Here is a 14,294-nt window from a genome sequence, read left to right as displayed (position 1 = left end):
ACCGCAACATTCTATACGCAAGCACGCATACGGTCATGAATCCAGGTTTTTCCGAGGCTCGCACACTCTCTCGCAGCGGCGCCACCAGCCGCTGGGCGCCCTTCAATACCACCGCCATCGGCTGGCTGCTGTCACACTGGCAACAGAAAGCAACCGGCCTGACCCTGCTGGCTGTGCCGGACATGCCTCACGCCCAGCACATCGAAGAGACGCTGCGCTTTTTTGCCCCGGACATGCCGGTCCTGCACTTTCCCGAGTGGGAAACCCTGCCCTACGATCGTTTTTCGCCCCATCAGGACATCATCGCAGAACGCCTGCGTACGCTGAATGCATTAAGCAAGAACACACCTGCACTGTTGATTGCGCCGGTTTCCACCCTGATGCAGCGCATTGCGCCGCCTGCCTTCATGCAGCAGCACGCGCTGATGCTGAAAACCGGCGAGCAGCTGAATGCCGAACAATTTGTCGAGCAGCTGGTACGCAGCGGCTATCAGCGTGTCTCACAGGTCAGCGAACCCGGTGACTTTGCCCAGCGCGGCAGCATTATTGACCTGTGGCCCATGGGCGCAGCACAGCCTATTCGCATTGATCTGTTCGATGATGAAATCGATACCCTGCGCACATTCGATGCAGATACCCAGCTCAGCCAGGAAACCCTGGACGCCTTTGAACTGCTTCCTGGGCGGGAATTTCTGCTGGATGAAGACGGCATCTCGCGTTTCAGACGACAGGCCCGCCAACAACTGGGTAGCGAGATCCGCAGTACCCGCCTCTATCAGGACGTCAGTGAAGGTCGTCCAGTAGGAGGACTTGAATACTACCTGCCCCTCTTTCACGACGAAACCGCAACACTGTTCGACTATCTGCCGGAAAATACCGACCTGTTCCTGCATGGCGATCTACTCAAGGCGGCCAGAACCAACCAGGAAACCTTTCAGGAGCGTTATGAAATTGCGCAGTTGAACCGGGACTTCCCGCCCCTGCCCCCCCAAAGTCTGATTCTTTCGCCCGATGAGCTGATGGCGCGGCTCAAGTTCACCCATCAGATCTGGCTTGAAGAACAGGAAAACCCGCGTACGACCCATGTTTTTGACCACATCCCCCTACCGGATCTGACCCTACAGCAGGCGCATGCCCACCCACTGGCGAAGTTCAATGCCTTTCTGGATCGCTACCCGGGGCGAACCCTGTTGGTGGCGGAAAGCGCCGGGCGGCGCGAAGCCCTGCTGACGTTGCTTCGCCAACACAATATTGTTCCCACGAGTGTTGAAAGCTGGTCAGACTTCCAACAGGACGAGGCGCGACTGGCCATCACCACCGGGGACATTGAAGCGAGTTATGCCACCCATGAAATGGCTGTCATTAGCGAGCAGGCGATACTTGGCCAGATGGTGGTGCAGCGCCGCCGCCGCTTCCAGCGGGCCCACGAAGACTTTGACACCGCCATTCGCAATCTGGCCGAGCTGGAGCCTGGCCAACCGGTGGTGCACATTGATCATGGTGTGGGCCGTTATCGCGGGCTGCAGCGGCTGGATGTGGGTGATCAGGCCGAGGAGTTCGTGGTTATCGAATATGCCGGCGGCGACACCCTGTATGTGCCGGTGACCCAACTGGACCTGATCAGCCGCTATACCGGTGCTTCGCCCGAAAACGCCCCCCTGCACAAGCTGGGCAGCGACCGCTGGCAGAAAGCGCGGGAAAAAGCGGCGCGGCAGGCGCAGGATGTGGCCGCAGAACTGCTGGATATCTACGCACGCCGCGCCGCCCGTGAAGGCGTACGCTACAGCATCGACGAAACCGATTATGCACGCTTTGCGGCCGGTTTCCCCTATGAGGAAACACCAGATCAACAGGCCGCAATCCAAGCCGTTCTGGATGACATGCAGTCCCCTCGCCCAATGGACCGACTGGTATGTGGCGACGTAGGCTTTGGCAAGACCGAAGTGGCCCTGCGCGCAGCCTTTGTAGCGGTTCAGAACGGTCGGCAGGTGGCCGTACTGGTCCCCACCACCCTGCTGGCCCAGCAGCATTTCGATGCCTTTCGCGATCGTTTCGCCGACTGGCCGGTGTGCGTGGGTCTGCTGTCACGCTTCCAGACAGCCAAGGAACAGAAGCAAACGCTGGCAGATCTGGCCGAAGGCAAGGTGGATATCATTATCGGCACCCACAAGCTGCTGCAATCGGACATCCGCTTCAAAAACCTGGGTCTGGTCATTCTCGACGAAGAGCACCGCTTTGGCGTGCGCCAAAAGGAACAGCTCAAGAAGCTGCGGGCCGAAGTGGATGTGCTGACCCTGACCGCGACCCCCATACCGCGCACGCTCAATATGGCCATGAACGAGTTGCGCGACCTGTCCATCATCGCCACCCCGCCGGCTCGCCGTCTGTCGGTAGAGACCTTTGTGCAACCGTGGCAGGATGAAACCGCGCGCGAAGCATGCCTGCGCGAACTGCGCCGCGGCGGTCAGGTATATGTCCTGTTCAACGATGTAGACAAGATCGAGGCCTTTGCCGAACACATGCAGAACCTGGTGCCGGAAGGGCGCGTCGGCATTGCCCACGGCCAGATGCCCGAACGGCAACTGGAACGGGTCATGCAGGATTTCTACCACCAGAAATTCAACATACTGGTTTGCACCACCATTATCGAAACCGGCATCGATGTCCCTTCGGCCAATACCATTCTGATCCACCGCGCCGACAAGTTCGGTCTAGCCCAGCTCCACCAGCTGCGTGGACGGGTTGGACGCTCACATCACCGTGCCTTTGCCTATCTGTTCACGCCGGAGGACAGCAGCCAGATCACCGATGATGCCCAAAAACGGCTTGACGCCATTACGCGCCATCGCTCGCTGGGCGCCGGGTTCATGCTTGCCAGTCACGACATGGAAATTCGCGGCGCCGGTGAATTGCTTGGTGATCGACAGGCGGGCCAGATGCAGGAAGTCGGTTTCAACCTTTACCAGGATCTTCTGGAGCGTGCCGTACGTGCCTACCGCAAGGGCGACGTCCCTGATATGGAAGCCGTCTGGTCGCCACAAACCGTCGAAGTTCATCTCGGCGTGCCGGCGCTGATTCCGGAAGATTATCTGCCTGATGTGGCGACGCGCCTTGTCCTCTACAAGCGCATTGCCAGTGCGGACAGCGCACAGGCCCTGGAGCAGCTGCAGATCGAAATGATCGACCGATTCGGTCTCTTGCCGGACGCGGTAAAAAATCTTTTTGCGACCGCCGAAGTCAAACTGATGGCACGAGAAAAAGGGTTGCATAAAGTCGAAGCCAACGAGTCCCAGTTGAAAATCACGTTTGGCCCGGAACCCCAAATCGATCCGCTCAAGCTGATTCAACTGGTTCAGTCAGCACCACAACACTATCGCCTGAAGGGACAACAGTCGCTGACGGTTTTCGCTACAATGCCGGAACTGGAAACGCGCATTGAAACGTTCAAAAGCACTTTAAACAATATTTCTCAAGACAATGATTAAAAAGCTTTTTCCACTTTTTATAACCTTCCTTGTGCTGGCGTCTGGCAACGCCAGGGCAGCGGAAAAGGTACCGCTCTATCAGGTTGAGGTACTCGTTTTCACGACGGGTGCCCTCCAGGGGTGGACGGAAGAGTACTGGCCGTGGCCGGACGAATTGAAAATGGATACTTTAGAAGATGGGCAGAATGCATTGACCGGAGAGCCAGCACAACATGACCACAATGGTGATGGGCATTCAACCGTTCAACCTCAACAGGCGGGCGAGCAACTTCACGACACGCAAAATTCCACCCCACTGCAGCAGGTGCCACCTGTCAGTTCACCCTTTATCCTGGAGAATAGCGCCGATCTTTTGCTAGACGATCTGTTGGCAGGACAGTTTCCAGAAAGTGCTCCCACATGGATTAGGGAAATTCGTGCTGTACCAACCGAGCATTCTCTTTTGCAAAAAGCTGTTGAACGGCTGTCACCGCAGAAAGGTTACCGCATTGTTTCCCACTACAGCTGGATTCAGCCTGCCATTAATAAAAAGCAGGCGCTTGACTTTACCATCCTTGGTAATACCCCATTTGGTGACGCACTAACGGGACAGGTGCGTTTTTACAAGAATCGCCATGGCCATATCGAGCTCTCTCTCGACATGGAGCGCCGGATTCCGCAAAAGATTCGTGAAGCCTTTGCTCGCCACGAAGGATTGGAACCGGATGAGCTGCCGGACACCTGGACGTTCCACCTGAGTGAAACCCGCAAGGTCAAATCCAACGAATGGCATTACTTCGACCATCCGCTCTTTGGCGCCCTCGCCGTCATTCGTCGGGTTTCCACCGGGCAATAAAAAACCCCGTCTTTAGCGGGGCTCCATCCACTTTGGTCAGCTGCAGGCAAATCACGCCTCCTTTTCTGGAATGACCACATTCAGCTCCAGCACCTCATAGCCATCGGCATGATCCAGATTGATCTGCAACTGCTCGCGATCGATCTCGACATATTTTGAAATGACCGCCAGGATTTCTTCGCGCATCTGCGGCAGAAAATCCGGTGCATTGCGTGCATTACGTTCATGCACCATTACCAGCTGCAGACGCTCCTTGGCCACCCTGGCACTTTTCTTCTGGCGCTTTCCGAGGAAATAATCGAGTACAGACATGTCTTATTTCCCAAACAGTTTCTTCAACAGGCCCTTCTTTTCAGCCGTCAGGAAGCGTTGCGGCCGTTCTTCACCCAGATAACGGGCCACAATGTCCTCGTACGCCTGTGCGGCCGGCGACCCCTCGTGCAAGATTACCGGCACGCCCGCGTTGGACGCATTGAGGACATCTTCGGATTCCGGCACGGCGCCCAGCAAGGGCACACCCAGAAGCTCAACGATGTCATCCCAGGACATCATTTCACCTTCCTCGACCCGTTCCGGGTTGTAGCGGGTCAAGATCAGGTTTTCACGAATGGGCTCCATGCCCTCTTCAGCGCGTTTGGACTTGGCCTGCAGAATCCCGAGAATGCGGTCGGAATCGCGAACAGAGGAGACCTCAGGGTTGGTCACCACCAGCGCATCATCGGCGTAGTACAGCGCCAGTTGCGCGCCCTTTTCAATGCCGGCAGGCGAGTCACAGATGATATATTCAAAGCCCATCTCCTTGAGCCCATCGATGACCTGTCCCACACCCTCCTTGGTGAGCGCATCCTTGTCACGTGTCTGGGACGCGGCCAGAACATACAGGTTCGGGGTGTGCTTGTCCTTGATCAGTGCCTGCTTCAGCGTTGCTTCGCCCTGCACCACATTCACGAAGTCGTAAACCACGCGGCGCTCACAGCCCATGATCAGATCCAGGTTGCGCAGGCCCACATCGAAGTCAATCACCGCGGTCTTGTGGCCCCGCAACGCAAGCCCCATGGAAAAACTGGCGCTGGTGGTGGTCTTGCCGACCCCCCCTTTACCCGAGGTAACCACTATTACACGTGACACACGCATACTCCTTCTGTTCTATCCATTGTTTGCCGTGCATTATAGGCAATGATTGCGTTTATGGGAGTTCGCTGAACTCCACCTTTTCATTTTGCAAAAAAGCTGTCACCGCTTTGCCACGAATCGCTGGAGGAATATCTTCCGCCAGAATATAGAGGCCGGCAATACACACGAGCTCTGCCTCGAGGCGGGATACGAAAATGCGCGCGGTTTCATCACCCTGCGCACCCGCAAAGGCCCGCCCCTTCAGCGCGCCATAAACGTGAATATGGCCATCCGCATACACTTCGGCACCCGGGTTGACACTCCCGATAATGACCAGGTCGCGGTTTTTGGCATATACCTGCTGCCCGGAACGGATTGTCTTCAGCACAAGCTTTCCTGGTGCAGCTGCACAGGACTCGCCTTTCTCCCGTTTGGCACGTTCTGCGCGGGCGCGCTTGCCGGTTTCGATATCGAAAATGCCCAGTCCGGCAAATTCGGCCTGCTGACGAATCGCTTCATCCTGGGTGCGCAAACCGATGGGCATCATGCCATTCTGACGCAGAATCTCCATCAACTGCGCCAGAAACGTTGGTGGCAAAGCTGTTACGGTTGGCTCGATTACTACCGGCACATTCTGAAAAAAGCCCGGTGCCTGCTGCACCTTTTCTGCCAGTGCATGCTGGACCTGTCCAATGTCATCACTGTGCACCTTGAGCACAGTAAAGCTCATTACAGAGCCTTTCAGTTCAATCGGTTGTGTCATGACGGTCTCTCCCATTGGGAAAGGGTTGCACCGTTTGTCAGCCCTTTCCGAATAGAAAAATAGAAAAAGCCCGACACGAATGTCGGGCTTTTGGACACGCCAAATCGGGTTCGATCAGATCAGCTTGCCTTCGTAATCTTCGATACCCGGGTTGTCCTTCACGCCTTTCAGCGTCGGACGGTTGATCTTCTGCAGCTGCTTGTCCAGATCACCCTTGTGACGACGCAGATAATCGGCGACCACGTCCCACATCAAGCGACCGGAGCCCACCTGATCCACCTGAGCCCAGCCCGCAACAGTGTACTTCTTGTTGGGCTCGACCTTGGTGCCATCGTCGAGGGTGATACCAGAAATACGCTTTCCAAACTCTGCATTGGGTTCACAGATGTAGTCCAGACCACCGACACGCACCATGTCGCCCCCGGACTGCAGATACGGATCCTTCTGGAACAGGTTTTCAGCGATACCTTCCAGCATATCCTTGATCTGGGCACCGGTCATTTCACTGCGATAGGTTTCACCATAGGTCATGGATGTCTGATCCATGACGCGCTCCATGGTGATCTTGTCGCCTGCGAGGATAGAGGTACCCCAGCGTACACCGGCAGACAGGGCAATCTGGGTGTCATGCTCTTCACGCAGCGCGTTTACACAGATCTGGTCCCAGGTACCGATAAAATTGCCGCGGCGGTACAGTACCATCGGCGCCGTGCCCAGGTCTTCAGACAGGATCTCGGCATAGGTCTTGCCCAGACGATCCTTGTTGTAGTAGTACTCGGGGTTGCGGGATTCGATGATATTCTTGTCGTACTTGGTGTTGTACAGACGGGTCAGGAAGGCTTCCATCTCCTTGTCTGCCGGCAGCAGGTTGGAGAATACCGGCAACAGGTGGTAATCCACGCCAACCAGCTTGCCGTTCTTGATATCCAGGTCCATCACACCCACGAACTTGCCTTGCGAACCGGCATTGGTCACGTAGCAGATGCCGCCGTCAGGACGCTTCACATTGATGGTGGTCGGGATACCATCGTGCGTGTGGCCGCCGAAGATGGCGTCGATGCCCGGCACGCGGCTGGCCATCTTGTGGTCCACGTCCATGCCGTTGTGGGAAATCATGATGATGGCCGCAGGCTTCTCCTTCTCCTGAATCTTGGCCACCAGATCACGCAGCTCGTCTTCGCGCAGACCGAAGGACCAGTCCGGAAAGTTGGCACGCGGGTTTGCGTTCGCGGTACGCGGGAACGCCTGACCAATAATGGCGATGCGCTCACCATTAACTTCCTTGATGGTGTAAGGCTTGAACGGACGCGCTTCGTCTTCACTGTACAGACCGATGCCGTTGTACTTGGCAACCATCTCCGGATATTCATCACCGAACAGCGCATCTTCCTTCACACGGATGTTCTGCGCCAGGAACTCGCCCTTGAACTTGCTCAGGTTGCGCAGCACTTCTTCTTCGGTGTAAGTGAATTCCCAGTGGCCGGTCATGATGTCCAGACCAAGAATGTTAGAGGCTTCCACCATGTCCTGACCACGCGTCCACAGCGCCGTTGCAGAGCCATGCCACAGGTCACCGCCGTCCATGGTGATGGTGTTCTGCTTGCCGCCAGCCTGATCACGCAGACGATCCAACAGCGTCTTCAGGTGGGCAAAACCGCCAACCTTGCCATACAGTTCCGCCGCTTCCTGGAAGTTCAGGAATGTAAACGCATGCGCTTCAGGCGTTCCTTCCTTGATGCCCAGACGCTTCAGCAGGTGATGGCCAACCACGTGGGGCAGCTTGCCTTCCCAGGGACCAACCCCCAGGTTTACGTTCGGCTCACGGAAGTAAATGGGCTTGAGCTGCGCGTGGGTATCGGTAATGTGCAGGATACGCACCTTGCCCTTCATGGGCAGGTTATACGCTTGCTCCATAGTATCCAAGGGGGCCATACCGCCCTTGCCGGACATCGCCTTGGCAGTGCCAGGCAGCATACCGGCTGCAGCAGCCATGGAAAGAACGTGCATGAATTCGCGGCGGTTCAGAGACATTGAGTGCTCCTTTTCTGAGGTTTAAACATCGAAATCGAATCCTAGTAATTCTATCTGCTCAATACACAGCAATAATCACTTTTTCTTATTTGGTAAATAAATAACCTTATCCGACCCACTTGCGGGCGTTTTCGAACAGGCGCCGCCATGGTGCACGCTCCTGCCATTCATCCGGCGCCCAGCTGTGCTGTACGGCACGGAAAACCCGTTCAGGGTGCGGCATCATGATGGTGACACGCCCATCGGTGGTGGTAAAGCCGGTCATGCCCTGCTGCGAGCCGTTGGGGTTCAGCGGATACTGTTCAGTGGGCTCTCCCAGACCGTCCACATAGCGAATCGCCAGCTGTGCGCTGTCGGGATCACTGCCGGCCGCTTCAAAGTCGACACGCCCTTCACCATGGGCTACAGCAACAGGGATGATGGAACCGGCCATGCCGTCCAACAGAATGGATGGCGAGTCAGTGACTTCTACCAGCGACAGACGCGCTTCAAACTGTTCAGAGCGGTTGCGTACAAAACGTGGCCAGTGTTCGGCACCCGGGATCAGTTCCTTCAGATTGGAAAGCATCTGACAGCCGTTGCACACACCCAGTGCAAAGGTATCCTCACGATGGAAGAAGGTTTCAAAGCGCGCCCGCGCCTGGTCATTGAACAGAATGGCGCTGGCCCAGCCACGTCCGGCACCGAGCACGTCCCCATAGGAGAAACCGCCACAGGCCACCAGCCCCTTGAAACGGGTTAGATCCTCGCCACCACGCAGCACATCTTCCATGTGCACGTCCACGGCTTCGAAGCCGGCCAGATCAAATGCCGCGGCCATTTCCTGCTGCCCGTTCACGCCCTGCTCGCGCAAAATAGCGACAGCGGGGCGCACACCGGTGGCGATATAGGGTGCGGCCACATTCTCTTCAATATCAAAGCTCGGCTTGGCAACCAGACGTGTGCGTGCAGCATCGTCCGCCAGCAGCGTTTCAGCTTGGGCAACCACATCGGCATTATCGCGCGCTGCCTGCATGCGCAGCGTAGTTTCGGACCACATGCGCCGCCAATCGCTTACAGTGGCTTCATGCCAGATCTGTCCATCACGGCGCAGGACGATGCGTCCATCCGTGCGCGGTTCGCCCAGCCAGTGACTGCACGCCGACAGGTTGTGATCATGAAGAATGCGCTCGACCGCTTTCACCTGATCTGCGGGCACCTGCAGCACGGCTCCTGGCTCCTCAGCGCACAGGGCCGCAATGGTGCGATTGCCCAGCGGTATCAGTTCCACATCGAGGCCACACTGTCCTGCAAAGGCCATTTCAGCCAGTGTCACCAGCAGACCACCATCGGAACGGTCGTGATAGGCCCAGATCAGGTCAGCTTCATTGAGCGCCTGCACTGCGTTGAACAGGTTGCGTAGATCTTCTGCCTGATCCAGGTCGGCAGTCTCATCCCCCACCTGGTTGTACACCTGCGCCAGGCAACTGCCGCCGATGCGGTGCTTGCCACGCCCCAGATCGATCAGAAGCAGGCGGCTCTCGCCCTTGTCATTGCGCAGCTGCGGGGTCAGTGTACGCCGCGCATCCACCACCGGCGCAAACGCAGAAATGACCAGGGTCACCGGCGACGTCACCGCCTTCTGCTCGCCCTCCTCTTCCCACACGGTCTTCATGGACAGCGAGTCCTTGCCCACCGGCACGGTTAGATCCAGCGCGGGGCACAGCTCCATGCCAACGGCTTCAACGGCATCATAAAGCTTGGCATCCTCGCCGGGGTGGCCCGCCGCCGCCATCCAGTTGGCGGACAGCTTGATATCGCTCAGCTGACGGATACGTGCCGCCGCCATGTTGGTGATGGCCTCGGCAATGGCAAGACGGGCGGACGCCTTGGGATTCACCAGAGCAACGGCAGGACGCTCGCCCATGCTCATGGCCTCTCCTGCATAGCCGGTGTAATCGGTCAGGGTCACGGCGCAGTCGGCTACCGGCACCTGCCACGGACCCACCATCTGATCACGGGCCACCATGCCTGTAATGGTGCGGTCTCCGATTGTGATCAGGAAGGACTTGTCCGCAATGGTGGGCAGCCGCAGCAGACGCTGCACCACATCCTCGAAATCCAGCACTTCAGTTTCAAAGCCGGGCTGCGGCAAATCACGGCGCTGCACGTCGCGATGCATGCGCGGCGGCTTGCCGAGCAGTACGCTCAGCGGCAGATCGACCGGATTATTGTCGAAATAGCGATCGTGCACGCGCAGACGCTGGTCTTCCGTTGCCTCGCCGACGACGGCATAGGGACAGCGCTCCCGTTCACAGATGGCTGCAAACTCATCCAGTCGATCCGGATAAATGGCAATGACATAGCGCTCCTGCGACTCGTTACACCAGATCTCCATGGGCGACATGCCGGGCTCATCACACGGGATATCGCGCAATTCGAAAGCACCGCCACGACCGGCGTCATTCACCAGCTCCGGGAAGGCATTGGACAGACCGCCTGCGCCCACATCATGGATCGAGGCAATGGGGTTGTCTTTTCCCAGCCAGCAGCAGCGGTCGATCACCTCCTGGGCACGCCGTTCCATTTCTGGGTTATCCCGCTGCACGGAGGCGAAATCCAGATCTTCGCTACCGGTGCCGGTATCCACTGAGGAGGCCGCACCGCCGCCCAGACCGATCAGCATGGCAGGGCCGCCCAGCACCACAAGTTTTGCACCGACCGGAATGGGCTGTTTCTGCACGTGAATTTCACGGATATTGCCCAGTCCGCCCGCCAGCATGACCGGCTTGTGATACCCGCGCATTTCAGTGCCTTCGTGGGTCATGAAAGGCGTTTCAAAGGTGCGGAAGTAGCCGCAGATGGCGGGTCTACCGAACTCGTTGTTGTAGCCGGCCGCACCGAGGGGCCCTTCCAGCATGATTTCGAAAGCCGAGGCAATGCGTGCCGGCTTGCCGTAATCCAGTTCCCACGGCTGTCTGAAGCCGGGAATATTCAGGTTGGAGACGGTAAAGCCCGTCAGTCCTGCCTTGGGTTTGGCGCCCTGCCCTGTGGCACCCTCATCGCGAATCTCGCCGCCGGCCCCTGTCGCCGCACCGGGCCAGGGGGAAATGGCGGTGGGATGGTTGTGAGTTTCCACCTTGATCTGGATGTGCACCGGCTCACGATGCGCACCGTACACGCGGGAATCCGGCAATGGAAAAAAGCGCTCGGCCTCGTGCCCGACGATCACCGCCGCATTGTCGGAATAGGCTGACAGGATGCCTTCGCTGTGATGATGATAGGTGTTGCGGATCATGCCGAACAGCGTATGCGGCTTTTCTTCGCCGTCGATGGTCCAGCGCGCATTGAAGATCTTGTGTCGACAGTGTTCGGAATTGGCCTGCGCGAACATCATCAGCTCGGCATCCGTGGGGTTGCGCCCCAGGGCCTGGTAATTCTGCATCAGGTAATCGATTTCATCATCGCTCAGGGCCAGTCCCATTTCGCGGTTGGCACGCTCGAGTGCAATGCGCCCCTCGCCAACAATGTCCACGGAAACCAGCGGCTTGGGTTCGTGCACCTCGAAAAGGCGCTCAGCCTCGTGCGCATCGGTAATGACGGTCTGCATCATACGGTCATGCAGCAGGTCAGCCACCTCACGAATAACACTCGCATCCGCCCCTTCGAGCCAGACGGCCATGCCGCGCTCGATACGCTGAATACCGTCAAGGCCACACGTATGGGCAATATCCGTCGCCTTGCTGGCCCAGGGAGAAATGGTGCCGAAACGGGGAATCACGATCAGCGTGGGCTGACGGTTAATCTCAATGGGGAGCACCTGGTCATTCAGCAGGCGGTGCAGCACTGCCTGTGCGCGGTCGTCATGGGGGGGATTGTCGACGAAATAGACGTGGCGAGTTCGCACACGTTCCACGGCAGACACGCGCTGCTGAACGCGTGCGGTCAGATTGCGTTCACGGAAATCGGTCAGTGCCTGATGGCCCCAAATGATCTGCATACTCTCTTCCCCAAATAAAACAAGCCCCTAGGGGCTTGTATTCACGTTAATTTCTCACACGTCCGGCTTACTCACCCAACAGCCCCAGCCTGGCAAAGATTTTCTTGCGCTGCTCAGCCGTCAGGGGTGAATCACCCTCAAGCGCGGAGACTGTCAGCTCGGTATGGTTGGGCTGCGCCTCGGCCGGTTTCAAGGTCAGCAGGACACGCTTGGGCAAACTGGAGCTGCTGCGCCAGAACGCCAGCGAGGACCAGAAGCCCTTGTCCTCGCTCTTTCTATCCAGACGGACGATCAGCTGATGACGTTCCGGAATCACCTTCTCCACGTCCCAGTCGGCTCGCCAGATCATGGACTGCACATACGCCCACGCTTCCGACAACGGTGCATGCAGGATCAAACCGGCGAACTCGCTGCCCTTGACAATTTCCATCTGCTTGGCGGAAACAGCCACCTGCTTGAAGGCCTGCTCACCCTTGGCGCCAAAGAAGATGGCGGACTGATAGAGCATTTCCAGCTCCTTGACTGGATCGTAGGGCTTGACCCTGTATACGTCGATATCGCCATCATCCGTATGGAACACCTGATGGTGGTGGAACAGCACTTTTGCCTTGCCGCTCTCCCCGTCCACGGTCACATGCACAATAAAGCGGTCCATGGCCCCTTCTGCCGTTTCCGGACGCCAGCTGTTGAACAGCTTGGTCAGCGGACTGACGTCAACCAGCGGCACCACTTCCTTGCGCGGCACATATTCGGTCCGAATGATGCCTGTGGCACGATTAGCTTCCTGAATGGGGTACCCCAGCGAGCGCAGGAACTTCTGCACACCGACCCAGACGTTGTCCGCGCTGGCATTCTCCAGTTCAAGCCAGCGTTCACACAGATTGCCTTTGACAAGAATTCCCTTCGCCTTGTAGGAAGGGATATCGGCCTTGCTCAGGGAGGCGATATCACTGGCTGTGCCGCCCTTGGCCAGGGCTTCGGAATACTTGCCATTAAGCAGGCCCATCTGTTGAGACTTGGGACGCACCAGCGTGGGCGGCACCTCCAGCTTTTCGGCAAGCTGCTCTTCCTGTTCTCGGTAGTTCTTGTCTGAACTGCCCCATACGCTGTCACCCCAGTTGAGCGCCTTGGAAAAGGAAGAACAGCCAGTCAGCACGGTCGCACCGACGGCCACCGCGATCAGTTTGGTCTTGAAGTGAGGCATCACAGGGCAACTCCCGCTTTAATCAAAGCATTTCGCAGCGTCGGACGTGCATCCTCGGACAGCGGCGTAAGCGGCAGGCGAATGGCGGGGCCAATCAGGCCCATTTCATGCAATGCCCACTTCACCGGAATGGGATTGGACTCCACGAACAGGGCGGCATGGAGGTCGCGCAGCGGAGCATCGATTTCCTGAGCGATCAGTTCATTGCCGCTCATGGCAGCCAGATAGGCTTCATGCACCGCTTTCGGCACCACGTTGGCTGTCACGGAAATACCGCCGTGCCCGCCCTGCAGGATAAAGTCGATGGCTGTGCCGTCATCGCCGGTATAGAGCAGAAAATCCCCTTCCACGCGACGCAGAATCTCGCGCACACGTGATAGATCACCGGTGGCTTCCTTGATGCCGATTATGTTGGGATGCTGCGCAAGACGGCCAACGGTTTCCGGGAGGATGTCGCAGGCTGTACGTCCCGGTACGTTATAGAGAATCTGCGGGATGGCAACCGCATCGGCGATGGCCTTGTAGTGCTGATACAGCCCTTCCTGAGTGGGCTTGTTGTAATAGGGCGCCACCAGCAGGCAGGCATCGGCGCCCATCTCCTTGGCGCAGCGGGTCAGCTCGATGGCTTCGCGTGTGGAGTTGGAGCCTGTGCCTGCAATCACGGGAATACGGCCAGCCACCTTGTCGATGGTAAAGCGCATGACATCGCAGTGTTCCTGGTGGTCGAGCGTGGCAGATTCACCGGTGGTCCCTACGGAAACGATGCCATCCGTCCCCTGCTCGATGTGAAATTCAATAAGGCGTTCCAGCGCCTCATAATCCACCTGTTCGTCATCGCGCATGGGGGTCACCAGCGCTACGATGCTGCCTTTAATCACTCGACG

9 protein-coding genes are annotated in these 14,294 nt (G+C 57.7%); 2 read left to right on the top strand and 7 right to left on the bottom strand.

Going from position 1 to position 14,294, the window contains the following annotated elements:
- Positions 1-35 precede the first annotated feature (35 nt).
- On the top strand, positions 36-3,485 hold the full coding sequence (gene mfd, locus BUQ81_RS04765) for a transcription-repair coupling factor (protein ID WP_074201237.1): 3,450 nt from the start codon (positions 36-38) through the stop codon (positions 3,483-3,485).
- On the top strand, positions 3,478-4,320 hold the full coding sequence (locus tag BUQ81_RS04760) for a CsiV family protein (protein ID WP_074201236.1): 843 nt from the start codon (positions 3,478-3,480) through the stop codon (positions 4,318-4,320). The genes mfd and BUQ81_RS04760 overlap by 8 nt, the downstream gene beginning before the upstream one ends.
- Positions 4,321-4,371: 51 nt before the next feature.
- Here the strand turns inward: BUQ81_RS04760 and minE are convergent, their stop codons facing one another.
- From minE to dapA, 7 genes are all read right to left on the bottom strand, one after another.
- Entirely contained in the window at positions 4,372-4,632 is a 261-nt protein-coding gene (minE, locus tag BUQ81_RS04755) for a cell division topological specificity factor MinE (protein WP_074201235.1), read from the bottom strand.
- A gap of 3 nt (positions 4,633-4,635) precedes the next feature.
- Positions 4,636-5,448 carry a septum site-determining protein MinD gene (gene minD, locus BUQ81_RS04750; protein WP_074201433.1) on the bottom strand — a complete coding sequence of 271 codons (813 nt, stop codon included), beginning with the start codon at positions 5,446-5,448 and terminating at the stop codon, positions 4,636-4,638.
- Positions 5,449-5,506: 58 nt separating this feature from the next.
- The gene (minC, locus tag BUQ81_RS04745; RefSeq protein ID WP_074201234.1) at positions 5,507-6,196 is read right to left on the bottom strand and encodes a septum site-determining protein MinC; all 690 of its coding nucleotides are present in this window, start codon (positions 6,194-6,196) and stop codon (positions 5,507-5,509) included.
- Between the two features lie 114 nt (positions 6,197-6,310).
- Positions 6,311-8,227 (bottom strand): 5'-nucleotidase C-terminal domain-containing protein, encoded by a 1,917-nt coding sequence (locus BUQ81_RS04740; protein WP_074201233.1) that lies wholly within the window; start codon positions 8,225-8,227, stop codon positions 6,311-6,313.
- A gap of 106 nt (positions 8,228-8,333) precedes the next feature.
- Positions 8,334-12,206 carry a phosphoribosylformylglycinamidine synthase gene (gene purL, locus BUQ81_RS04735; RefSeq protein ID WP_074201232.1) on the bottom strand — a complete coding sequence of 1,291 codons (3,873 nt, stop codon included), beginning with the start codon at positions 12,204-12,206 and terminating at the stop codon, positions 8,334-8,336.
- A 67-nt stretch (positions 12,207-12,273) separates the two neighbouring features.
- Entirely contained in the window at positions 12,274-13,410 is a 1,137-nt protein-coding gene (gene bamC, locus BUQ81_RS04730) for an outer membrane protein assembly factor BamC (protein WP_074201231.1), read from the bottom strand.
- Complete coding sequence (gene dapA, locus BUQ81_RS04725) at positions 13,410-14,288, bottom strand: 4-hydroxy-tetrahydrodipicolinate synthase (RefSeq protein WP_074201230.1); 879 nt, start codon at positions 14,286-14,288, stop codon at positions 13,410-13,412. The genes bamC and dapA overlap by 1 nt, the downstream gene beginning before the upstream one ends.
- Positions 14,289-14,294: the final 6 nt, after the last annotated feature.

It is taken from the genome of Sulfurivirga caldicuralii (assembly GCF_900141795.1).
Taxonomy (GTDB): domain Bacteria; phylum Pseudomonadota; class Gammaproteobacteria; order Thiomicrospirales; family Thiomicrospiraceae; genus Sulfurivirga; species Sulfurivirga caldicuralii.
The sequence above is the reverse complement of the archived record's forward strand: the minus strand, read 5'-3'. Positions and strand labels throughout refer to the sequence as shown.